Here is a 24,221-nt window from a genome sequence, read left to right on the forward strand (position 1 = left end):
CACGGGCTGTGAGAGATCGCTTTTAATTTTCACCGCATTGTTGCTGAGATGGATTTTATTGTTATCCAGATCAATTGGTTAGTTTTTCTTTAGGATAACTCTTAGCATTAATTTTCCGTCAGCCTGCCGGTAAGCTCTTGTGAACCCGGGATAATTAAGCGATCTTATGTTCACCGGAAGGGATACGGCGGAGCTGGAAAGCATCAGGATGATGCAGCTTCAGGAAGAAGAAGTGGATGCGCTCAGTGAAGAGCGAAGGACGGCGTCAGGAGATGCCAGGATGTTTCAGGATTGAAACCAGGGACACCTCCAGGATGGAGATTGAGAGCCGGCAAAGGATGGTTGGCGGGTCATGAAGACTGAGGAACCGCATCAGGACGATGTTACGGGACAACGCCAGGATGGTTTGGTCAGGATGGCCGCAGGAAAAGTTTTCAAGGATTGAGCAGGGAGCACACTGTGTAGCGGGACTGCTATAAAACGAACCGAGGGCACTGTTAGCGCAGTGCCCTCAACTTTTTATACGGATTTATGCTTTAAGCCGTCAACAGGCTTAACCCTGCTCGAATTCATCTCAGTTGTTAACCAATCGCCCCCAGCGTATCGCCATCGACCTGTTTTTTAGGCAGCAGGAACAGCGTGGCATAAATATCCAGCAGATAAATCGCCGCCAGCAGGCTGATTGCCGCAGCGAAGGATACCTGCGTCACCAATGCGCCGATCACCAATGGCCCCAGGCCGCCAACGCCTCGCCCCAGATTGAACAAAATGTTTTGTGCGGTAGCGCGCGCCTGTACCGGGTAAGTATCGGAGATCAACGCGCCGTAGCCGCCAATCATCCCATTAACGAACATTCCCATCAGCGCGCCGGCAAACAGCATTAACGTCGGGTCGCTAAGTTGCGCATAGACCACCACCATCACCACCGCACCGATCTGATAGCTGATAAAAATCTTCCAGCGGCTGAAGCGGTCGGCCAAGACGCCAAACAGCCAGATACCGAACGTCATGCCGATCACCGTAACCGCTGTCCACAGGCCTGACTTGGTTAATGAGAAACCGAAGTTTTTGGCCAGGTAGGTCGGCATCCAAATCATCAGCCCGTAATAGCCGAAGTTCTGCACCGAGCACAAAATAAAAATACCGATACTGGCCTTGCTGGTGGCGCGGTCTTTGAACAGCAGCCTGATACGTTGGGCGAAAGAGAGCTGTTCACCGGTGCTTTGCTGGCGGACGAACGCTTCCGGTTCTCCCAGGGTGCGGCGGATCAGGAACGACGCCAGTGCGGGCAACAAGCCCACCAGGAACATGCCGCGCCAGCCGATATGCGTCAGCAGTAACGGGGTGAGAAACGCCGCCGCCAATACGCCAAGCTGCCAGCCCATGCCCACGTAGGCCGAGGCTCGATTGCGTTTTTCCGCCGGCCAGGCTTCGGCGATCAGCGCCATGCCGATACCGAACTCCCCGCCCAGCCCGATGCCCGCCAGCGTACGGTAGGCGAGCAAATCCCAGTAGCCTTGTGCCAGGGCACAAAGGCCGGTAAACACCGAGAACATCAGGATGGTGATGGTCAATACCCGGATACGACCAAAGCGATCGCTGAGGTGACCGAAAATCACCCCGCCCAGTACGGCGCCGATCAGCGTCCAGGTGACCAGCGAACCGGCGGCGGAAGAACTCAATCCCATTTCGATACTGATGGCCGGCAGCATAAAGCCGAGGATCAGCAAGTCAAAGCCGTCCATGGCGTAGCCGGTGACCGAAGCCAGCATGGCTTTGCCGGGCGTGGCGTGGTTTTTTGTCGTTGTGATTGCAGGCATGTGTCTAATCTGTTTGGTTTAGTCGGTGGGCCTATTGTGCCGTGGGGCGCTGGACGCCACCAGATAAAAACGGCCGTGCTAGTCAAGTCAGCCGAATTTGGGCTATAAAAATGCTATGCTTTGCCGCTTTTCAGCCACGCGGCTGAATCATCATCATGAAAATAGATCGGGAATGCAGATGAGTATAAATAATCAGGTTCGCCACAGTTTGCAGGCGATTGAACAGTCAATGCGCGATCTGGCTCTTTGGCAGGCCGCGCCGCCTGAGCCTGAGGCCTTCGCCAGCACTGAACCTTTCTGCGTAGACAGCATGTCGGCCGAAGCCTGGCTGCAATGGGTGTTTCTGCCGCGTATGTACGCGCTGCTGGATGCGGATGCGCCGTTGCCGACGCGTTTCGCCATCACGCCTTATTTTGAAGAGGCGCTGAAAGATAATGACCCCAACTGCATGCCGCTGCTGGTTGTGCTGCAGAAATTGGATAACATGCTGAATAAAGAGTCGTAATTATATTCCGACGTGGCCGCTGATTTTCGCCAGGCGGCAGATGGGTGTATTAGCGCAGACGCCAGGACAGGGTATTTGGCGGCGTCTTTCGAACCCGATAAACCTTGGCCGTTTATCCGGGGATCTGCAAAGGATTATAAGGTGCTGCAATAATGGATTTATTAAAGTTTATCCTTCGTCTGCCTTTTACGTTAATCAAGGGCGCATTTCGCCTGCTGGCACTGAGCCTGGCGTTACTGGGCCGGTTATTCAGGCCGCTGATCGGTAATCTTGCCTGGAGTGCGCCTGCCTGGTGGACTGCGCTGTCCGGCGGTGTGAAACGGGCGTTTTTGCGGCTGGAAAGCGGCGTAAACAAATACCCGAAAGCCATCAGTCTGGCGTTGCTGGTTTTGTTGTGTATCGCCGGTGGCGCTGTCTACGGCTGGCACTGGTGGCTGAACCGACCGCAACCGATCGAACCGGCACCCATGGTGTATCAGCAAACCGACGTGCAGGCCGCTGGCCCTGAAGCGATAAACTACGCGGTTCAGAAGCCGACACCGCAGAAGCTAAGCCTGACGTTCAGTCACTCGGCGGCGCCTTTGACCGACGTTGGTAAAGCGGTGACCAAAGGCGTGACGCTTAAGCCGCAGGCCGAGGGCCAGTGGATCTGGAACGACGCCTCAACCCTGGTCTTTACGCCGAAAAAACCGCTGCCGATGGGCACGCAATACCAGGTTAACCTCGATCCTGCCACGTTGCTGGCCCCGCAGATCAAGCTCGCCAATACCCGTTACACCTTTAACGTGCCCGCTTTTAATTACCAACTGGGGCAGGCCGAGTATTACCAGGACCCGCAGGATCCGAAGAAGCGCAGCGCTATCTTTAATTTGAAGTTCAATGCGCCGTTGGACGTCACCAGCTTTGAAAAACAGGTCTCGCTGGGATTGAAGGAAGGCAACGCCAAGTCGGAGAAAAAGCTTAACTTCTCGCTGGTCTACGATGAGAAAAAACTCAACGCCTGGATCCACTCAGAGCCGCTGCAGGCGCTGGATCAGGGCGGTGTGGTGCACCTGACCGTCGGCAAGGGCATCAAAGCGACGGTGCCCGCCAACGCCATCGACGAGGTGAAAAGCAACCGGGTCACGGTGCCGACGCTGTACAGCCTGGCGCTGAGCGATGCCAGCGCCCAGGTGGTCGACGCCGAGGGTGCCAAGGGGCAGCGGGCCCTGATCGTCGCTTTCAGCGACGCCGTCAAGGATAAAGAGCTGGTGCGCGCGACCAAGGCCTGGTTGCTGCCACAGCACGATCCCAGCGATGCTGAAGCCGCTAAAGACCCGAATGATTTTTATCAGTGGGATACCGACAGCGTCGCCAAGAATGTGCTGGCGCAGTCCACGCCGCTGACTCTGACGCTCAACGAAGCTGAAGAGAGCTACCAGCCACAGTTCAGCTTCAAATTCGATGCCCCGGCACATCGCTTCATGCTGCTTGAGATCGACAATCAGCTGGTCTCCAACGGCGGTTACAAAATGCCGAAAAAGGCCTACCGGGTGATTGAAGTGCCGGAGTTCCCGAAATCCCTGCAGTTCATGTCGCAAGGGTCGCTCCTGTCGGTCAACGGCGATAAGCAGATCAGCGTTGCCGCGCGCAACGTGGCGGGCCTGCGCCTGGATATCAAACGGGTGATCCCAAGCCAATTGCAGCACATCGTTTCTTTCAAAAGCAGGGAATACTCTTCCGCCGAGTTTAACCGGCTGGATGACGAATATTTTACCGAGCATTTTAAATACCAGACCGCGCTCAACAATGACCAGCCGGGCGTGGTGAATTATCAGGGCATCGATCTTTCCCGCTACTTGTCCACCAATCCTGATTCTCACCGCGGCGTTTTCCTGCTGACGCTGTCCGAATGGCAGCCGAACAAGAAGCCGGCGGAGGAAGAGGCAGGAGCGGATGAGTCTGAGGAAGAAAGCGGCGATCAAGCTGGGGTCGGCGATTCACGTTTTGTGGTAGTAACCGATCTGGGCATCGTCGCCAAAAGCTCCCAGGACAAAACGCGCGATGTATTTGTCCAATCGATTCACAGCGGCGCACCGGTCGGCAGCGCGAAAGTGTCGGTGATCGCGAAAAACGGCGTAACCTTGCTCAGTCAAATCACCGATACCAACGGCCACGTGCGCTTCCCGGCGCTTGATGTTTACACCAATGAACGCCAGCCGGTGATGTTCCTGGTGGAAAAGGAGGGCGATGTTTCCTTCTTGCCGACCGGCAGCTATAACGATCGCGGGTTGGATTTCTCGCGCTTCGACATTGCCGGTGAGCAGACCCCGACCGATCCGCGTGCGCTCAGTAGCTATCTGTTCTCCGATCGGGGCGTTTACCGGCCGGGAGATACCTTTAATGTTGGCCTGATCACCCGTGCTGCTGATTGGAGCGTGGGGCTGGCCGGCGTGCCGGTACGTGCTGAAATCCGCGATCCGCGCGATAAGCTGATGACCACGGTGCCGCTGACGTTGGGCGCCAGCGGGTTCAACGAGCTGAGCTACACCACCGATGAGAATTCACCCACCGGCGAGTGGAACGTCTATCTGTATCTGGTGGGGAAAAATCACGACACCTCAACGCTGCTTGGTCATACCTCCGTCAATGTGAAAGAGTTTGAGCCGGATCAATTGAAGGTGAAGCTGGAGCTGACGCCAAACCGGCAACAGGGTTGGGTGAAACCCTCAGAATTGCAGGCCAAGATCGACGTGCAGAACCTGTTTGGCACGCCGGCGCAAGATCGTCGTGTCACCTCACGATTGACTCTGCGCCCCATGTATCCGAGCTTTGACCGTTTCCCGGACTACGCCTTCTACGAAAACCGGCAAAACAGCGACGGCTTCGAAACCGAGTTGGAAGAGCGCACTACCGACGAGCAGGGCGCGGCTAACATTCCGCTGGATCTCAAAGGCTATGCCGACGCCACTTATCAGTTGCAGCTGTTGTCGGAAGCCTTCGTCGCCGGCGGTGGGCGTTCGGTGGCGGCTACCGCCAGAGCTCTGGTATCGCCTTATGATTATCTTGTCGGCGTGAAGGCGGATGGGGATCTTGGCTATATTAACCGCGATGCGCTGCGCCAGCTGAATGTGATCGCCGTAGATCCGTCGCTCAAACAGATTGCCCTGGCGGATCTGAAGCTGGTGCTGATCGAACAGAAATACATTTCCGTGCTGACCAAGCAGGATTCCGGCGTTTACAAATATCAATCGAAAATGAAGGAAGTGACGCTGTCGGAGCAGCCGTTGGCACTGAGTGAACAGGGGAATGATCTGCGGCTGGCGACCGACAAGCCGGGGGATTTTGTGCTGGTGATTGAAGACGCGCAGGGCAAGGTGCTTAACCGCGTTGCCTACAGCGTGGCCGGGAATGCCAACCTTAGTCGTTCGCTGGATCGCAATGCGGAACTGAAATTGAAGCTGAACCAGGCGGAATATCAACCTGGCGAAGAAATAGAGGTGTCGATCAACGCGCCTTACACCGGCAGCGGTCTGATCACCATCGAGAAAGATCGGGTTTACGCCTGGCAGTGGTTCCACAGTGACACTACCAGCTCGGTACAGAAAATTCGCCTGCCGGCCGGCATGGAGGGTAACGGCTATATCAACGTGCAGTTTGTGCGCGACGTCAACTCCAGCGAAATCTTTATGAGCCCGCTGAGTTACGGCGTTATGCCATTCAAAATCAGCACCCGCGCACGGCAGAATGGGCTGGAAGTGACGGCACCGTCGGTGATTAAGCCAGGCGAAGATCTGACCATGACGGTGAAAACCGATGGCCCGCAGCAGGTGGCGCTGTTCGCCGTCGATGAAGGGATCCTGCAGGTCGCTCGCTACCGCTTAAAAGATCCGCTGGAGTTCTTCTTCAGCAAACGTGAACTGAGCGTCACCAGTTCGCAAATTCTTGACCTGATCCTGCCGGAGTTCAGCAAGCTGATGGCGCTGACGGCGGCCCCGGGCGGCGATGCGGGGGAAGGTTTGGATCTCAACCTGAACCCGTTCAAACGCAAGCGTGATAAGCCGGTCGCTTACTGGTCAGGTATCACCGAGGTGAACGGCGAGAAGGCGTTCGTCTATCCGGTGCCGGATTACTTCAACGGTAAGATCCGGGTCATGGCTATCTCGGTCACGCCGGACAAGATCGGCAAGGCGCAAACCGCCGCGACGGTGCGGGACAACTTCATCATGACGCCAAACGTACCGGCGATGGTGGCACCGGGCGATGAGTTTGACGTCAGCGTGGGCGTCAGTAACAACCTCGAAGGATTGAACGGTCAACCGGTGGCGGTAAGCGTGCACTTGACGCCGCCTCCTCAGTTGGATGTGGTGGGCAACGCCGTGCAAAGCCTGTCACTGGCGGAAAAACGCGAGGGTGTGGTTAACTTCCGCCTGCGTGCCAAATCTGCGCTGGGGGATGCGCCTTTGGTGTTTGACGCCAGCTATGGCGACAAGAGTAGCCGTCGCACGGTCAGCACCTCGGTGCGGCCGGCTATGCCGTATCGAACCCAAACGGTAATGGGGCGGATGAGCGGCGGCAGCCAAAACGTCGAAGGCCTGCGTCAGATGTTTGACGCCTATGCGCAGCGCCAGGCGGCGGTTTCCCATTCACCGCTGGTGCTGACCAACGGACTGGCTCAATACCTAGCAGACTACCCTTACTACTGTTCCGAGCAGATCGTCAGCCGCTCCATTCCGCTGATCCTGCAGAGCCGTCATCCGGAAATGGCGGGGGGCCTGAGCCAGTCCGAGGTTAGCAAACAGCTACGCAACCTGCTCGGCGTGTTGCGTTCTCGTCAGAATGACAGCGGGGCCATTGGCGCCTGGCGGTCATCGCCGGATGCCGATCCTTTCGTTACACCGTATGTGGTCCAGTATCTGCTGGAAGCGAAACAAGCCGGGTATGCGCTGCCGGAGGGGATGCTTGAGGAGGCCAACGGCGCACTGCGTGAATTGGCGGCCAGCGGCTTTGATGACCTGTATCGGCTGCGTTTGCGCAGCTGGGCTATCTATCTGCTGACGCGGCAAGGCGAGGTGACCACCAATGCGCTGGCAATGGTGCAGGATACGCTGCAAAAACGCTATCCAGACAGTTGGAAAACCGATCTGAGCGCGCTGTATCTGGCATCGTCTTATCAATTGCTGAAGATGGATGACGAGGCTGCCGCACTATTGCAGCCAAGCTGGCAGCAGTTGAGCAAAGCCTATGACAACGCCTGGTGGACGCAGAATTACTTTGATCCGCTGGTGCAGGATGCGACGCGGCTGTATTTGATTACCCGCCATTTCCCGGAAAAGGTGGCATCGATTCCGCCGCAGGTGTTGGAGAACATGGTGAAGGCGTTGAAAGAAGAGCGCTACACCACCTACTCTTCCGCGATGAGCATACTGGCGCTGGAGAGCTATTCGGCCCAGGTGGCGCAGTCAGCCAACGCGGGTTCGCTGGACATTACGCAGATTGGTAAAGGCGGCAATGCAGCACCACAGCGGATAGCCGAGCTGCAGGGGCTGTTTGCCAAAGGGCAGTTTACCGCTGATGCCGCCGCTGTCCGTTTTACCAACAGCGGTGATGCGCCGGCCTGGTACTCGGTGACGCAGGCCGGTTATGACCTTGCTGCGCCACAGAAAGCCCTGGCACGCGGGCTGGAAATCACCCGCGATTACACCGATGAGCAGGGTAAGCCGGTCACGCAGGTAACGCTGGGCCAGAAGGTCAATGTACATCTGAAAATCCGTGCTAACGCTAAAGAGGGGCTGAGCAATCTGGCGATCGTTGATCTATTGCCTGGCGGGTTCGAAGTGGTGCAGCAAACGCCGCCGGAACCTGCTGCTGACGAGGACAGCGAAGCGGAAGCGCCAAGCAGCGGTTGGCAGTCACCGCTGGCGGCTTCAGGATCCAGCTGGGCGCCGGATTACAGCGACATTCGTGAAGATCGGGTGATCATTTACGGCAGTGCCAGCACCGACGTACAGGAGTTCGTTTACCAGATCAAAGCGACCAATACCGGCAGCTTTATTATCCCACCGGCCTATGGCGAAGCCATGTATGACCGTGAAGTGCAGGCCATGTCGGTCAGCAACGGTAAACTGGTGGTGGTGCCGGCGGAAAATAAATAAGCCGTGACTGGCGTCGGGCATATATCCGCCCGACGCCAGCGCGTTGAGATCCGATGAAAATCCTGAAAACACCCTGGCTGCAGAATAGCCTGATGGCGGTCTTTCTGCTCGCGCTGGTGCTGGGTGCCATTCGGTTATGGCCCCACCCGCCGTTGGCGCAAGAATTACCGCTGTCCTCCACCTACTATGATCGCCAAGGTACGCTGATGCGCATCACGCTGGCCAACGACGATCGTTACCGGCTATGGACTCCGCTGGAGGATATTTCACCTTTGGCGGTGCGTGGTCTGCTGCTGCATGAGGATCGGTGGTTTTACTACAACCCCGGTTTTAACCCCGTTAGCCTGGCGCGCGGCTTCTGGCGCAGCTATGTTTCCGGTGGCAGGATGCAGGGTGGTTCGACCATCAGCATGCAACTGGCGCGCATGCGCTGGCATCTCAACACCCGTACGCCGGGTGGCAAACTGCTGCAAGTGGCGCGTGCGATACAGCTAGAACTGAGCTACTCCAAGCACGATATTTTGGAAGCCTACCTGAACTACGCTCCTTACGGTCGCAATATCGAAAGCATCGGTGCCGCCAGCCTGATCTACTTCGCCAAGCAACCGCGAGACCTGACTCTGCCGGAAGCGTTAACCCTGGCCGTATTGCCGCAGTCACCCAGTTACCGTCTGGAACCGAAAACGGGCGTGCTGGGTGTTGCCCTGACGCAGGCGCGCGACCGCTTGTTCCAGCGCTGGCAGCAAGTCTACGCGACCGACAGCAGTCAACAGGCCCTGTTTCGGCTCCCGCTAGCGCTGCGTCAACCCGAGCAGATGCCCTATATTGCACCGCACTTTATCGAGCAACTGCGTCAGCAGACTCAGCAGTTGGTGCAGCATAATAGCCGCGTCGACACCACGCTGGACGTGGGGCTGCAACGTTTGGTCGAACGACAGGTAAATGCCTTTATCGCCCGTAATCAGAGCCGTGGGATCCACAATGCTGCAGTGCTGCTGGTGGACAGCCGCGATATGGGGGTCAGGGCGCTGGTGGGGTCAGCAGACTATTACAACCGCCAGATCCAAGGGCAGGTGAACGGGACCCATGCCAAGCGTTCGCCCGGTTCGACCCTGAAGCCCTTTATCTATGCCCTGGGCATGGAGCAAGGCGTGCTGCATCCGATGACCATCCTGAAAGATGTACCTTCCTCATTTGGTGCCTACGCGCCGGAGAATTTTGACCGGCGTTTTCTTGGGCCGGTAACCGCCACCGATGCGCTGAATTTTAGCCGCAATATTCCCGCTGTGTACGTGGCGTCGCAACTGCGGCAGCCGACGTTCTATCAGTTCCTGCGCCTGACCGGCGTTGAGAATATGGCCAGCGAGAATCACTATGGCTTGTCGCTGGTATTGGGGGGCGGTGAGGTTACCGCTCAGGAACTGGCGAAGCTCTATGCTCTGTTGGCGAATCGCGGCGCATTGCGCCCGTTACGCATGCTGAGTAGCGATGCGGAGACGCCGGCGGTGCGCTTGCTCAGCGAAGAGGCCAGTTTTATTACGCTGGATATGCTGCGGCAACACCGACGGCCGGGAGATACCTTGGCGCAGCGCTCATCGTCGCTGCCGGTCTATTGGAAAACCGGGACTTCATGGGGGTTTCGCGATGCCTGGAGCGTAGGGATTTTCGGGCCCTATGTACTGGTGGTATGGGAGGGGAACTTCGACAGTCGCGGCAATAATGCCCTGGTGGGCGCCGATGCAGCGGCTCCGTTATTCTTCAATATTATCGACAGTGTGCATGCCAGCTATCCCACGCTGCGGGAGCCCCGAAAGCCATTTCCGAAGCGGCTGCGGCGGGTGGATATTTGTCTGGCCAGCGGCGATTTACCCACCCCCTGGTGCCAGCAAAAGGGCAAAACCTGGTTTATTCCCGGTAAGTCACCGATCAAGGTCGACAGCGTTTATCGGCCGGTGGTGCTGGATATTCACAGCGGTGAGGTGGCCTGTCCGCCCTATGACCAGGCACAAACCCGCACTGAAGTGTTTGAGTTCTGGCCTTCCGATCTGGCCAACGTGTTCGCTCAGGCCGGGTTGCCTAAGCGTTCGCCGCCGATAAATCGCTGTAAGGACAACGGTATTGCCGTCGGGGGTAATGCGCCGCGCATCACCTCGCCGCTTAAGAACACCACCTATACCCTGCGGCAATCGCAGCAGGGACGCGATAAAATTGCCTTCAACGCAGTGACCGATGCCGACAGCAAAACGGTGTACTGGTTTGTTGACGATATCTATCTCGGTAGCAGCGCCAGCAAAAAGGCCATCGACTGGCGGCCGATCAACAATGGGCAGTACCGCATTCGGGCGGTGGACGATCGCGGCCGGGCCGATAGTCGTCTGGTGACCATCGAATGGGTTAACTAGCCCTGACGCACTCCTGTATACTCGCGCCGGAATCTGGGCTTTTACGTAGGAAAAGAGATTGTGATTGAGGTTTTGTATCAGGATGAGCACCTGGTGGCGGTGAACAAGCCGTCCGGTTGGCTGGTGCACCGCAGCTGGCTGGATCGCCATGAAACCCGGTTTGTGATGCAGACCGTGCGCGATCAGATTGGCCAGCACGTGTTTACCGTGCATCGCCTTGATCGTCCTACATCCGGGGTATTGCTGATGGCGCTGTCCAGCGAGGTGGCGCGGCTGTTGTCGCAGCAGCTTGAACAGCATCAGATGCAGAAAACCTACCATGCGGTGGTCCGCGGTTACGTGCTGGAAGGCGATACCCTCGATTACCCGTTGACGGAAGAGCTGGACAAAATTGCCGACAAGTTTGCCTCGGCGGACAAAGGTCCGCAGCCGGCAGTCACCCATTATCGGCCGCTGGCGCAGGCAGAGATGCCGGTGGCGATTGGCCGTTACGACAGCGCGCGCTACAGCCTGGTTGAACTGAAACCGGAGCATGGCCGCAAGCACCAGCTGCGGCGCCATATGGTGCATATCCGCCATCCCATCATCGGTGACAGCAAGCACGGCGATCTGCGTCAGAACCGCGGCATGGCGGAGCATTTCGGCTGTTCACGCCTGATGCTTCACGCCAGTCACCTGCAGCTGAATCACCCGGTGACCGGTGAGCCGCTGCAGATTTCCGCTCGCTGGGACGAGTCCTGGCAGGGCGTTATGTCACAGTTTGGCTGGGCGGAGAGTATCCCTGAGCTTGCCAGGGTTGAGTTTCCTTCAGCTAGCGGTCAGGATAACTGATCATTTCTAAAGGTATTTAAGGGAGTAGGAGCAATGGCTCAGGTTGGAATCTTCGTGGGAACGGTTTACGGCAACTCACTGCTGGTGGCGGAAGAAGCGGAAAATATCCTCAGCGAACAGGGGCATGAGGTCAAACTGTTCGAGGAGGGCACGCTTGAAGCCTGGCAGTTTTACCGTCAGCATTACGCGTTGGTAATTACCTCCACCACCGGTCAGGGCGATTTGCCGGACAGCATTGCACCGCTGTTCCATGCTATTCGCGATCGGGTCGGCTACCAGCCAGAGCTGCGTTACGGACTGATCGCGTTGGGTGACAGCAGCTACGATAACTTCTGCGGTGCAGGGCGCGCATTTGATGCATTGCTGCAGGAACAAGGAGCAACTCGCGTAGGTGAGGTGTTGGAAATCGATGCGATGGAACAGCCGGAGCCGGAAGTGGTTTCCTGCCCGTGGGTCGAGCAGTGGGCCACATTGCTGAAATAGAATTACCCGTTGCCTTTCAAGTTGCAGTGTTGTTAGCTGCAACTTGAAATTCATAGGGTAAAAATGAAGTCCAGTAGATCCAGTTCGCTGAACCCTTACTTACCGCGAGTCAGTTTTTCCAGATCGGATTCGATCTCGGCAATCTTGTGGGAAACCACGCCTTCCAGATGACGCAGGTCATCAAGAATTTTGCGTTTCAGATCCACTTCAACCTGGTCCCGCTGGCACAGCTGATCCAGCTCATCAATCACGTAACGCAGGTTCGGGTTAATTTCGTGGATTTCTTTGTAACCCTGGCCGGCATTGTCCGCAACCACGGTCTTGCGTTGGCGCGGGTATTTGAACTTCACGCTTTTGGCAAAGAACTCGCCTTTATCCTTGCGGAAATAAATCTTAAGAATGTCGTTATTGGCCTCCTGACGCAGGCTATAGCGATCGACATCTTCCGGTTGATTGATTCCTAAGCTTTTCAGGTTGTCATACATAATAGCGCCACCTTATAAATAGACTTTATTCCACGGTCTGGGATTATGGCAAATAACCACGCCAGAGACTGTGACTGCTCACGTAATGAAGACAAAAAAATAGCGGGTGATTCACCCGCTATCTTAATTTAGTCGATGGTGCGCAATAACTCATTAATGCCGACTTTACCGCGCGTCTTGGCATCGACTTTTTTGACGATAACCGCGCAGTACAGGCTGTAAGAGCCATCTTTGGACGGCAGGTTGCCGGAAACCACCACCGAGCCGGCAGGCACGCGGCCGTAGTGTACTTCACCGGTTTCGCGGTCGTAAATGCGGGTGCTCTGGCCCAGGTATACGCCCATGGAAATTACGGAACCTTCTTCTACGATCACGCCTTCAACCACTTCTGAACGCGCACCGATGAAGCAGTTGTCTTCAATGATGGTCGGGTTGGCCTGCAGAGGCTCCAGTACGCCACCGATGCCGACGCCGCCGGACAGGTGAACGTTCTTGCCGATTTGCGCGCAAGAGCCGACGGTAGCCCAGGTATCCACCATGCTGCCTTCGTCAACGTAAGCGCCGATGTTCACGTAGGATGGCATCAGAACCGTGTTGCGGGCGATGAATGCGCCCTGGCGAACGGTCGCCGGTGGCACTACGCGGAAGCCTTCTTTCTGGAAGCGCGCTTCGTCGTAATCGGCGAATTTCATTGGCACTTTGTCGTAATAACGGGTTTCTGCACCGTCCATCACTTTGTTGTCATTGATGCGGAAAGAAAGCAGCACGGCCTTTTTCAGCCACTGATGCGTTACCCACTGACCGTCAATCTTCTCGGCAACGCGCAGGGCGCCGCTGTCCAGCAGGCCGATCACCTGGTTTACCGCTTCGCGCGTTACGGTGTCTACGTTCGCCGGGGTGATTTCCGCGCGGCGCTCGAAGGCGTTTTCAATAACGTTTTGTAATTGCTGCATGCTGTTCTCTGTCCTGATGTTGTCTACGAAAAGGTTACTTGTATCACAATTTATCGTTTGGATTGAGGGCCTCTGTCAACCGTTGTTCCAACTTTCTGCGCGTTTCCGGGTTAAGGGCGCGTCGATCGCTGTCGGCCAGAATAAATAAATCCTCAACCCGCTCGCCGATGGTGGAGATGCGCGCGCCATGCAGTGACAAACCGAGATCGGCGAACACTTCGCCTACCCGGGCCAGCAGGCCTGGCTGATCGAGCGCGGTCAGTTCCAGATAGCTGCGGCGGTCGGTATGGGTTGGCAGGAAGCTGACTTCGGTCGGCACGCTGAAATGACGCAGCTTGGAGGACGGCCTGCGCACGCGCGGCGGCTGATATTCCCGCTGGGTAATGGCCTGCACCAACGCATGGCGGATCGCCGCATGGCGGTCCTGCGCCAGCGGGCTGCCATCCGGCTCCAGTACGATAAAGGTATCCATCGCCATGCCGTCGCGATTGGTGAAGATCTGTGCGTCGTGCACGCTCAGGTTGCGACGATCCATCTCGCCGGCCACGGCGGCAAACAGGTATGGGCGATCCGGACTCCAGATGAAAATCTCGGTGCCGCCGCGCGTCGCCTGACGGCTGACCAGCACCAGCGGCTGGGTGGAGTCATGGGCCAGCAGATGGCGTGCGTGCCAGGCCAATTGGTTCGGCGAATGGCGCAGGAAGTAATCGGCGCGACAGCGGCTCCAGATACGGTGCAGCGCTTCTTCGTCGATATTGTCCATGCGCAGCAGCGCCAGCGCTTGCAGGCGGTGGTGACGCACGCGTTCGCGCAAATCAGGGCTGTTCTGCATGCCGCGGCGCAGCTGTTTTTCGGTAGCGAAATAGAGCTCACGCAACAGGCTCTGTTTCCAGCTGTTCCACAGGGTCTCGTTGGTGGCGCAGATGTCCGCTACGGTCAGGCAAACCAGATAACGCAGGCGGGTTTCACTCTGCACTTCGGCGCTAAACTGCTGAATCACCGTCGGATCCTGAATGTCGCGCCGTTGGGCGGTGACCGACATCAGTAAATGGCAGCGAACCAGCCAGGCCACCAGTTGAGACTCACGGGAATTCAAACCGTGCAGCTCGGCGAACTCCAATGCGTCCTGCGCGCCGAGGATCGAGTGGTCGCCGCCGCGGCCTTTGGCGATATCGTGGAACAGCGCCGCCAGCAGCAGAAGTTCAGGGTTCGGCAGGCGCGGATACAGCTCAACGCACAGCGGGTGACGTGGTCGCGTTTCGGCATCGGCAAAGCTTTCCAGTTTTTGCAGGACGCGAACGGTGTGTTCGTCGACGGTGTAGGCATGAAACAGGTCGAACTGCATTTGCCCGACAATTTTGCCCCACTGCGGCATATAGGCCCACAGTACGCTGTGGCGGTGCATCGGCACCAGCGCCCGCGAAACGGCACCTGGGTGACGCAGGATGGCCATAAACAGATCGCGTGCTTCCGCAATGGTGCACAGCGGCTGTTTCAGATGGCGGCGCGCATGACGCAACTGGCGGACGGTGGTGGAGTAAATGCCTTTGATTTCGCGGTTGCGCACCATCAGGTAGAACATCCGCATGATCGATTCCGGCTGACGAATAAACAGCGTTTCGTCACGCAGGTCGATCAGGTCGCCACGCAGTTGAAAATCTTCGTTCAACGGCCGGGGTTTTTCCGTGGCGTCCAGGGCCAGAATCGCCTCATCGAACAGTTGCAGCAGCATGTGGTTCAGTTCGCCGACGCGGCGGGTCATGCGATAAAAATCTTTCATCATGCGCTCGACCGGCTCGTTGCCTTCCCCCTCATAACGCAGCAACTGCGCCACGTTAAGCTGGCGATCGAACAGCAGTCGGTTATCGTAGCGGGGCAACACCAGATGCAGCGCGAAGCGAATGCGCCACAGGAAGCTTTGGCATTCGTTAAGCTCGTTGCGTTCGGCCTGGGTCAGAAAACCAAAGCCGACCATTTCGTCCAGCGAAGTGGCGCCGAAGTGACGGCGCGCTACCCACAGCAGGGTGTGAATGTCCCGCAGGCCACCGGGGCTGCTCTTGATGTCCGGCTCCAGATTGTAGCTGGTGCCGTGGTAGCGTTGGTGGCGCTCTTGCTGTTCGACCAACTTGGCGTGGAAAAATTGGGGGGAGGGCCAGAAGCCGTCGCTGAAAATGTGCTTTTGCATTTGCAGGAACAAGGCCACATCGCCGCAGATCATGCGTGATTCAATCAGGTTGGTGGCGACGGTCAGATCCGCCAGACCCTCCAGCAGGCACTCCTCGAGCGTACGTACGCTGTGGCCCACTTCCAGCTTAAGATCCCACAGCAGGGTGATAAACTCCCCCACGCGCTGGGATTGCTGTTCATTCAGCCGGCGCTGGCTCAGCACCAGCACGTCAATGTCCGAAAGCGGGTGCAATTCGCCACGGCCATAACCGCCGACCGCCACCAAAGCGGTTTCCGGGATATCTTCGAAACCGTAGAACACCCACAGGCGACGCAGCAGGCGATCGATAAAGTCGCTGCGGGCGGCGACCAGGCTTTCGGCGCTGGAGCCGGCATTGAACGCTTCTGCCAGCCACAGTTGGAACTGTTCGAGGCGCTGTTTCAGCGCGACGCAGTTGAGCTCCTCATCGCCATAGGCGTTGGGATATTCAGGCTGCTCCGGCACGGCCTGTCGTGGAATGACCGAGGTGTCTTGTTGGCGAAAGTTTTCAGACATAGTACGCAGCCCATAAAAAAGGCCGGCAAAAGCCGGCCTGTGACATCATGCATCGCGGCAATACGCCGCGGCGCTTACATCTCGTGCGTAATGATGTTGGGGATGGTGTCATCCTTGCGCAACGTCATTATCTCGCAGCCGTTATCTGTGACCACAATAGTATGCTCATACTGCGCCGACAAGCTGCGATCCTTAGTTTTTACCGTCCAGCCGTCTTTCATGGTGCGGATGCGGTAATCACCGGCATTGACCATTGGCTCGATGGTGAAGGCCATGCCAGGTTGCAGTACCACACCGCCGTCGTCGGCATCATAGTGCAGCACCTGCGGTTCTTCGTGGAACACTTCGCCAATGCCGTGGCCACAGTATTCGCGCACCACGGAAAAGTTTTCGGCTTCAACGAATTTCTGGATCTCTTTGCCCAGCGTGCGCAGGCGGATGCCAGGCTTCACCATTTTCAGCGACAGATAAAGGCTTTCCTGCGTGATGCGGCACAGACGCTCGCCCAGAATGGTCGGTTTGCCGACGATGAACATCTTGGATGTGTCACCGTGGAAACCCTCTTTGATCACGGTAACGTCGATATTCACGATGTCGCCGTCCTTCAGAACCTTGTCATCGCTCGGAATGCCGTGGCAGACCACTTCATTAACCGAGATGCACACGGATTTCGGGAAACCGTGGTAGCCCAGACAGGCGGAAATCGCCTGCTGCTTGTTGGTGATGTGGTCGTGACAGATACGATCGAGTTCGCCGGTGGTCACGCCAGGCTTGACGTGCGGCTCGATGATTTCCAGCACTTCGGCAGCCAGACGGCCGGCCACGCGCATTTTTTGGATGTCATCAGGTGTTTTAATTGAGATTGCCATGAAATTCGTCCGCAGGTGTCGTGCTCGCCGACAACAGAAAGAAATAATAAGAAGCAGTCTCTTATGGTATCAGTCCGGCCTGAGGCTGCCAAATTTGATTTCTCGACGATGACGACTGTGGCAACAAAAGTTGGTGTCCGGGGTGGGTTTATGGTATAAAGCGCGCCGGCAGATCCGCGTCTTGGTCCTTGCGATAAGGACGGGAAAGGCCGAAAATACTTTAACTGCACTCACATTGTGTAAATAACACACACGTATCGGCACATCCGCCGGGGTGCCCTGAGGTGATTTATCACCGCCAGGGTCGGCGTTATGGGATACGTGGAGGCATAACCCCAACTCACTCTATAGAGGTTTAATCATGGCAACTGTTTCCATGCGCGACATGCTCCAGGCTGGTGTACACTTTGGTCACCAGACCCGTTACTGGAACCCGAAAATGAAGCCTTTCATCTTCGGCGCACGTAACAAGGTTCACATCATCAACCTGGAAAAAACTGTACCAATGGCCAACGCAGCACTGGCTGAACTGACCAAGATCTCTTCCCGTAAAGGTAAGATCCTGTTCGTTGGTACTAAGCGCGCAGCAAGCGAAGCGGTAAAAGAATATGCTAACACCTGCGATCAGTTCTTCGTGAACCATCGCTGGTTGGGCGGCATGCTGACTAACTGGAAAACCGTTCGTCAGTCAATCAAACGTTTGAAAGATCTGGAAATCCAGTCTCAAGATGGCACCTTCGACAAGCTGACCAAGAAAGAGGCGCTGATGCGTACTCGCGAACTGGCCAAGCTGGAAAACTCCCTGGGTGGTATCAAAGACATGGGTGGTCTGCCTGACGCTCTGTTCGTTATTGATGCCGATCACGAACACATCGCGATCAAAGAAGCCAACAACCTGGGTATCCCGGTATTCTCTATCGTTGATACCAACTCCGATCCAGACGGCGTTGACTTCATCATCCCTGGTAACGACGATGCAATCCGTGCAATCAAATTGTACCTGACTGCCGTTGCTGCCGCCGTCCGTGAAGGTCGTTCTCAAGATCTGGCCGTTCAAGCGGAAGAAAGCTTCGTAGAAGCTGAATAATAAGGCAAGCTCGTCACTGAGCCCTTATTAACCAGGTATTGAATATGTTGGTTAGGGGGGCCTTTATTGGCCCCCTTTGCTTATCTGAATGAGAACTGTCTCTACGTGAGATAACCGAGGAAAAAGAAATGGCTGATATTACCGCTGCTCTGGTAAAAGAACTGCGCGAGCGTACTGGCGCTGGCATGATGGATTGCAAAAAAGCTCTGGTCGAATCTAACGGCGACATCGAGCTGGCAATCGAAAACATGCGTAAATCTGGCGCGATCAAAGCGGCGAAAAAAGCAGGCAACGTAGCTGCTGACGGCGTGATCAAAACCAAGATCGAAGGCAACTACGGCGTGATCCTGGAAGTAAACTGCCAGACTGACTTCGTTGCTAAAGATGCCGGTTTCCAGGCATTCGCTGACAAAGTGCTGGACGCTGCTGTTGCAGGCAAAATCACTGACGTTGAAGTGTTGAAAGCACAGTTCGAAGAAGAACGTGTAGCGCTGGTTGCCAAAATCGGTGAAAACATCAACATCCGTCGCGTGGCTTCCCTGGAAGGCGAAGTGCTGGGCAGCTACCTGCACGGCGCACGTATCGGCGTTCTGATCGCGGCTAAAGGCGCTGACGAAGAGCTGGTTAAGCAAATCGCCATGCACGTTGCGGCGAGCAAGCCAGAATTCGTTAAGCCTGAAGATGTGTCTGCTGAAGTGGTAGAAAAAGAGTACCAGGTTCAGCTGGACATCGCCATGCAGTCTGGCAAGCCGAAAGAAATCGCTGAGAAAATGGTTGAAGGCCGCATGAAGAAATTCACCGGCGAAGTTTCTCTGACCGGTCAGCCTTTCGTTATCGAACCAAGCAAAACCGTTGGCCAGGTGCTGAAAGAGCACAACGCTGACGTCGTTAACTTCATCCGCTTCGAAGTGGGCGAAGGCATCGAAAAAGCGGCAAATGACTTTGCTGCTGAAGTTGCTGCAATGAGCAAGCAGTCTTAATGACTGTATACCCGATAGATTTCGCGGTGCGGCAAGGCGGCAACTGAGCGAACTCCCAGGAGCCTGGTTCACCAGGTGACTTGGGGTAAGTGAAGGCAGCCAACGCAGCGGCAACGTGAAAGATGAAGGGTATAATGGAGCCGCCGTCAGGCGGTTCCATTTTATCCAGCCAGAATTACACCGGTGGCAGGCCCTGTGGCAATATACTCATCACAGGCGCACTTCATCGGCTGAAATCCCCAATACTAATACTGCTTCTTAGGACAGAACACCATGGCAACCAATGCAAAACCCGTATATCAGCGTATTCTGCTCAAACTGAGTGGCGAAGCCCTGCAAGGCGCAGAAGGTTTTGGTATCGACGCTAGCGTTTTGGATCGCATGGCTCAGGAAGTTAAAGAGCTGGTCGAACTGGGAATTCAGGTCGGTGTAGTTATTGGCGGCGGTAACCTGTTCCGCGGCGCGGGCCTGGCGCAGGCCGGCATGAACCGCGTAGTGGGCGACCACATGGGAATGCTGGCTACCGTGATGAACGGCCTGGCTATGCGTGATGCACTGCACCGTGCCTATGTGAACGCCCGCCTGATGTCAGCCATTCCGTTGAACGGCGTGTGCGACAACTACAGCTGGGCCGAGGCGATCAGCCTGCTGCGTAATAACCGCGTGGTGATCTTCTCCGCCGGTACCGGCAACCCGTTCTTCACCACCGATTCTGCTGCGTGTCTGCGCGGGATCGAGATCGAAGCGGACGTGGTATTGAAAGCGACTAAAGTGGATGGTGTATACTCCGCTGATCCGGTTAAAAATCCGGATGCAACGCTGTACGAACATATCACCTATCAAGATGTACTGGAGCGCGAGCTGAAAGTGATGGATCTGGCGGCGTTTACGCTGGCCCGCGATCACGGTCTGCCGATTCGCGTATTCAACATGAACAAGCCAGGTGCGTTGCGCCGGGTGGTGATGGGTGAGAACGAAGGCACGCTGATCAGCAAATAAGGCTGTTCTGCCCAATTTAGCGGGAGCGGGTAACGTGGTGCGTTATGCGCTCTCCTTGAGTAAAATTCACGGGCTATACTGTGGTATGGCCTGCCAAGTCTCCAGCTTCCAAGGGTTTGCAACGTGATTAATGAAATCAGAAAAGATGCTGATTCACGCATGGAAAAAAGCGTAGAAGCATTCAAAAACCAAATCAGCAAAATCCGTACCGGCCGTGCTTCTCCAAGCATCCTGGACGGCATCATGGTGGAATACTATGGTTCTGCAACGCCGCTGCGTCAGTTGGCTAACGTGACCGTAGAAGACTCCCGTACCCTGGCAATCAACCTGTTTGATCGCTCCCTGGGTTCAGCGGTAGAAAAGGCCATCATGGCGTCTGATCTGGGCCTGAACCCAAGCTCAGCCGGCAGCGTGATCCGTGTTCCGCTGCCTCCGTTGACCGAAGAGCGCCGTAAAGACCTGATCAAAGTGGTGCGCGGTGAAGCCGAGCAGGGCCGTGTTGCCGTACGTAACGTGCGCCGTGACGCCAACGACAAAGTGAAGGCGTTGCTGAAAGACAAAGAAATCAGCGAAGACGAAGATCGTCGTTCTCAGGACGACATTCAGAAAATGACCGACGCCTACATCAAGCTGCTCGATGCCGCGCTGGCGGACAAAGAAAAAGAGCTGATGGAATTCTAATCAGCATCGCGCAGAAAAAAAGCGTCGCCTGGGCGGCGCTTTGTTTTTTGTGGCGCAGATCCCGTTTCATCGTGCTGATTGATCATGGACAAGCGGTGGCGAAGGTTACACACTGGAGCACCTCCGATCTCATCAGACAGTTATTCAGAGTGAGCTCATGAAGCAACTGACTATTCTTGGCTCCACCGGCTCAGTGGGGACCAGTACCCTGGCCGTGGTCAGGGAAAACCCCGACCGTTTTGCGATTAAAGCGCTGGTTGCCGGCCACAACGTAGCGGTTATGGCGCAGCAGTGCATGGAATTTCGTCCGACCTATGCCGCGATGGCAGACGAAGGCGCAGCGCGTGAACTGCGCATCCTGCTGGCGGAAAATGGCGTTGCCACCGAGGTGATGGCGGGCGAGCAGGCCGCTTGTGAACTGGCGGCGTTGGATGACGTTGATCAGGTCACCGCCGCCATCGTCGGCGCTGCCGGGTTGCTACCCACGCTGGCGGCAATTCGCGCAGGCAAGCAGGTGCTGCTGGCGAACAAAGAGTCGCTGGTGACCTGTGGGCGCCTGTTTATGGACGCGGTGCAAAAAAGTCAGACGCAGTTGCTGCCGCTGGACAGCGAGCATAACGCGATTTTTCAGAGTTTGCCTGAGAGCATTCAGCGTCAGTTGGGATACTCTTCATTAGACAGTCATGGTGTGTCGCGCATCGTGCTCACCGGTTCCGGCGGCCCGTTCCGCACCACGCCACTGGAACAGTTTGCCACGATGACGCCGGATCAGGCCTGTGCCCATCCCAATTGGTCGATGGGGCGCAAGATCTCGGTGGATTCCGCCACCATGATGAACAAAGGACTGGAATATATTGAGGCCCGCTGGCTGTTTAACGCCTCGGCTGAACAAATGGAAGTGATTCTGCATCCGCAGTCGGTGATCCACTCGATGGTGCGCTACACCGATGGCAGCGTACTGGCCCAGTTGGGCACGCCGGATATGCGCACGCCGATCGCCCATGCTATGGCTTACCCGCAGCGGGTCAGTTCTGGCGTGGAAGCGTTGGATTTTTGTCGCATCGGCTCGCTGACCTTTGCCGAACCTGAACGGGAACGTTATCCCTGCCTGTATCTGGCCATCGAGGCCTTTGACGCTGGGCAGGCGGCAACCACCGCACTGAATGCGGCTAACGAAGTGGCCGTGGCGGCGTTCCTGCAGAAGCAGATTCGCTTTACCGATATTGCGGCGGTGAACCAAAAAGTGGTCGAACGGCTATCCCTGCAGGAACCGTCCTGCATTGATGCGGTCTTAGAAATAGATCGCCAGGCACGTGAGGTTGCAGTTGGGTTGGTTAAATCACTGCGTAACTGATAACGGCATTTATCTTATTTTGTTCGCAAATTACGCGTGCCGCAGTGGGGCCGTTTGTTCAGGCCCGGCTGAGGTGATATAGTCTGCGCCACTTGTCAGCGGTTATACCGTTGAATTCTGGCCCGATTGATATCTCGAACGCCAACGGAGCAGCGGAAATTACCGACTGTCTCCAGGCAGACTGAAAAGCCGTGTCGGGCACACGGCTTTTTTTGCGCGTAAGGGCCTGATGTTCCGGAAGGGCAGTTGTATTTCTATTGAGGAAATAAGTACGAGTTATGTCGTCCGCAAATCAACAAGAGGCTAATCCGTCCACTCTGGGGCCACGGCATGTTGCCATTATCATGGACGGTAACGGGCGCTGGGCTAAACGTCAGGGTAAGTTACGTGTCTTCGGTCATAAAGCAGGGGTGAAATCGGTTCGTCGCGCGGTCAGTTTTGCCGCCAACAACCATTTAGATGCGCTCACGCTTTATGCCTTCAGCAGCGAGAACTGGAACCGTCCGGTGCAGGAAGTCTCCGCCCTCATGGAGCTTTTCGTCCGAGCCTTGGACAGCGAAGTAAAAAGCCTGCATAAACATAACGTCAGACTGCGGGTGATCGGCGATATCAGCCGTTTCAGCGCGCGTTTGCAAGAGCGGATCCGTCGCTCTGAGCAACTGACTGAAAATAACGATGGCCTGACGCTCAACATTGCTGCCAACTATGGCGGCCGTTGGGATATTATTCAGGGAGTAAGGGAACTGGCTGAGCAGGTGAAGGACGGTTCGCTGCGTCCGGAGCAAATTAGCGAAGAATTACTGGGTGAGCGGGTCTGCATGAGCGATCTGTCACCGGTGGATCTGGTGATCCGCACGGGCGGTGAACACCGCATCAGTAACTTCTTACTGTGGCAAATTGCTTATGCCGAACTTTACTTTACTGATGTACTCTGGCCTGATTTTGATGAACTTGTCTTTGAAGGTGCGCTGAATGCATTTGCACAACGCGAGCGTCGCTTCGGGGGAACAACACCTATCGGCGCCAATGCGTCCTAGGGGGAACTTTTGCTGAAGTATCGCCTCATAACGGCTCTGATTTTAATCCCGATTGTTATCGCGGCGTTGTTCTTGCTGCCGCCGGTGGGCTTTGCCCTGGTAACGCTGGTTGTGTGCATGCTGGCAGCCTGGGAGTGGGGCCAACTGGCCGGTTTTACCTCCCGTTCGCAGCGCATCTGGCTGGCGATATTGTGCGGCTTCCTGCTGGCGCTGATGATGCTCAGCATTCCGGCCTACCACCAGTCGGTTCACCTGCCTCAGGTAGGCGGGCCGCTGTGGCTGTCACTGGTCTGGTGGTTGGCGGCGCTGCTGCTGGTGCTGTTTTATCCGGGGTCTGCCGCGCTGTGGCGTAATTCGCGTCCAATACGTCTGATTTTTGGTTTGCTGACCATAGTTCCGTTCTTCTGGGGCATGCTGTCGTTGCGTCAGTTCGGCTATGAACAAAACCACTTCACCGGCTCCTGGTGGCTGCTGTATGTGATGTTGCTGGTTTGGGGCGCGGATTCCGGCGCCTACATGTTCGGCAAGCTGTTCGGCAAGCATAAGCTGGCGCCAAAAGTTTCTCCGGGGAAAACCTGGGAAGGGCTCATTGGTGGTTTGATTACCTCGGCCCTGATATCCTGGTTGTTTGGCCGTTACGCCCCGTTGAATATCGTGCCGACCACCTTACTGATTTGTTCGGTGATTGCCGCACTGGCTTCCGTGCTGGGCGATCTTACCGAGAGCATGTTCAAACGCGAAGCGGGTATCAAAGACAGTGGTCATTTGATACCGGGTCATGGCGGTATACTGGATCGTATCGACAGCCTGACCGCAGCAGTGCCTGTATTTGCCTGCCTGATGCTGTTAGTGTTTTAATCCGTCAACGACGGGGAGTGA

17 protein-coding genes are annotated in these 24,221 nt (G+C 56.2%); 12 read left to right on the forward strand and 5 right to left on the reverse strand.

Translation table 11 applies throughout. The features are described 5' to 3' along the window. Window positions 1-581 precede the first annotated feature (581 nt). Window positions 582-1,820 carry an MFS transporter gene (locus tag ACMGG1_RS04035; protein WP_115058140.1) on the reverse strand — a complete coding sequence of 413 codons (1,239 nt, stop codon included), beginning with the start codon at window positions 1,818-1,820 and terminating at the stop codon, window positions 582-584. Window positions 1,821-1,998: 178 nt separating this feature from the next. On the opposite strand from ACMGG1_RS04035, the gene ACMGG1_RS04040 reads away from it, so the two are divergent. The 5 genes from ACMGG1_RS04040 to ACMGG1_RS04060 all read left to right on the forward strand — a co-directional run bounded on the left by ACMGG1_RS04040 (window position 1,999) and on the right by ACMGG1_RS04060 (window position 12,175). Further along, window positions 1,999-2,325, forward strand: a complete 327-nt coding sequence (locus tag ACMGG1_RS04040) for a YqcC family protein (protein ID WP_170868555.1) — start codon at window positions 1,999-2,001, stop codon at window positions 2,323-2,325. Window positions 2,326-2,477: 152 nt separating this feature from the next. Then, complete coding sequence (locus tag ACMGG1_RS04045; RefSeq protein ID WP_414161166.1) at window positions 2,478-8,459, forward strand: alpha-2-macroglobulin; 5,982 nt, start codon at window positions 2,478-2,480, stop codon at window positions 8,457-8,459. A gap of 53 nt (window positions 8,460-8,512) precedes the next feature. Beyond that, entirely contained in the window at window positions 8,513-10,861 is a 2,349-nt protein-coding gene (gene pbpC / locus ACMGG1_RS04050) for a penicillin-binding protein 1C (protein ID WP_414161167.1), read from the forward strand. Between the two features lie 60 nt (window positions 10,862-10,921). After that, window positions 10,922-11,692 (forward strand): tRNA pseudouridine(65) synthase TruC, encoded by a 771-nt coding sequence (gene truC / locus ACMGG1_RS04055; protein ID WP_020828370.1) that lies wholly within the window; start codon window positions 10,922-10,924, stop codon window positions 11,690-11,692. Between the two features lie 33 nt (window positions 11,693-11,725). Then, window positions 11,726-12,175 carry a flavodoxin gene (locus ACMGG1_RS04060; protein WP_020828369.1) on the forward strand — a complete coding sequence of 150 codons (450 nt, stop codon included), beginning with the start codon at window positions 11,726-11,728 and terminating at the stop codon, window positions 12,173-12,175. Window positions 12,176-12,270: 95 nt separating this feature from the next. Here ACMGG1_RS04060 and ACMGG1_RS04065 read toward each other — a convergent pair whose 3' ends face one another. The 4 genes from ACMGG1_RS04065 to map form a co-directional block, all read right to left on the reverse strand. Continuing rightward, window positions 12,271-12,660: a DUF3461 family protein gene (locus ACMGG1_RS04065; protein WP_006318690.1), complete on the reverse strand. Its 390-nt coding sequence runs from the start codon at window positions 12,658-12,660 to the stop codon at window positions 12,271-12,273. A gap of 128 nt (window positions 12,661-12,788) precedes the next feature. Next, window positions 12,789-13,613: a 2,3,4,5-tetrahydropyridine-2,6-dicarboxylate N-succinyltransferase gene (dapD, locus tag ACMGG1_RS04070; protein WP_020828368.1), complete on the reverse strand. Its 825-nt coding sequence runs from the start codon at window positions 13,611-13,613 to the stop codon at window positions 12,789-12,791. 43 nt (window positions 13,614-13,656) lie between these two features. Then, a complete protein-coding gene (gene glnD / locus ACMGG1_RS04075) occupies window positions 13,657-16,335 on the reverse strand; it encodes a bifunctional uridylyltransferase/uridylyl-removing protein GlnD (RefSeq protein WP_176984336.1) in 2,679 nt (892 codons plus the stop codon). 74 nt (window positions 16,336-16,409) lie between these two features. Continuing rightward, window positions 16,410-17,204: a type I methionyl aminopeptidase gene (gene map, locus ACMGG1_RS04080; protein ID WP_020828366.1), complete on the reverse strand. Its 795-nt coding sequence runs from the start codon at window positions 17,202-17,204 to the stop codon at window positions 16,410-16,412. Between the two features lie 361 nt (window positions 17,205-17,565). On the opposite strand from map, the gene rpsB reads away from it, so the two are divergent. The 7 genes from rpsB (at window position 17,566) to cdsA (ending at window position 24,200) form a co-directional block, all read left to right on the forward strand. Continuing rightward, window positions 17,566-18,291: a 30S ribosomal protein S2 gene (gene rpsB / locus ACMGG1_RS04085; protein ID WP_020828365.1), complete on the forward strand. Its 726-nt coding sequence runs from the start codon at window positions 17,566-17,568 to the stop codon at window positions 18,289-18,291. A gap of 128 nt (window positions 18,292-18,419) precedes the next feature. After that, the gene (tsf, locus tag ACMGG1_RS04090; RefSeq protein WP_020828364.1) at window positions 18,420-19,271 is read left to right on the forward strand and encodes a translation elongation factor Ts; all 852 of its coding nucleotides are present in this window, start codon (window positions 18,420-18,422) and stop codon (window positions 19,269-19,271) included. A 273-nt stretch (window positions 19,272-19,544) separates the two neighbouring features. After that, window positions 19,545-20,270, forward strand: coding sequence for a UMP kinase (pyrH, locus tag ACMGG1_RS04095; RefSeq protein ID WP_004952223.1), 726 nt, complete (start codon window positions 19,545-19,547; stop codon window positions 20,268-20,270). Window positions 20,271-20,393: 123 nt separating this feature from the next. After that, a complete protein-coding gene (gene frr, locus ACMGG1_RS04100) occupies window positions 20,394-20,951 on the forward strand; it encodes a ribosome recycling factor (protein WP_020828363.1) in 558 nt (185 codons plus the stop codon). A 157-nt stretch (window positions 20,952-21,108) separates the two neighbouring features. Then, complete coding sequence (ispC, locus tag ACMGG1_RS04105) at window positions 21,109-22,305, forward strand: 1-deoxy-D-xylulose-5-phosphate reductoisomerase (RefSeq protein ID WP_128865126.1); 1,197 nt, start codon at window positions 21,109-21,111, stop codon at window positions 22,303-22,305. Between the two features lie 278 nt (window positions 22,306-22,583). After that, window positions 22,584-23,342 (forward strand): (2E,6E)-farnesyl-diphosphate-specific ditrans,polycis-undecaprenyl-diphosphate synthase, encoded by a 759-nt coding sequence (ispU, locus tag ACMGG1_RS04110; protein WP_128865125.1) that lies wholly within the window; start codon window positions 22,584-22,586, stop codon window positions 23,340-23,342. A 9-nt stretch (window positions 23,343-23,351) separates the two neighbouring features. Then, a complete protein-coding gene (gene cdsA / locus ACMGG1_RS04115) occupies window positions 23,352-24,200 on the forward strand; it encodes a phosphatidate cytidylyltransferase (protein ID WP_116691861.1) in 849 nt (282 codons plus the stop codon). Window positions 24,201-24,221: the final 21 nt, after the last annotated feature.

The sequence above is a fragment of the Serratia sp. BNK-12 genome, assembly GCF_047456085.1.
GTDB lineage: Bacteria > Pseudomonadota > Gammaproteobacteria > Enterobacterales > Enterobacteriaceae > Serratia > Serratia liquefaciens.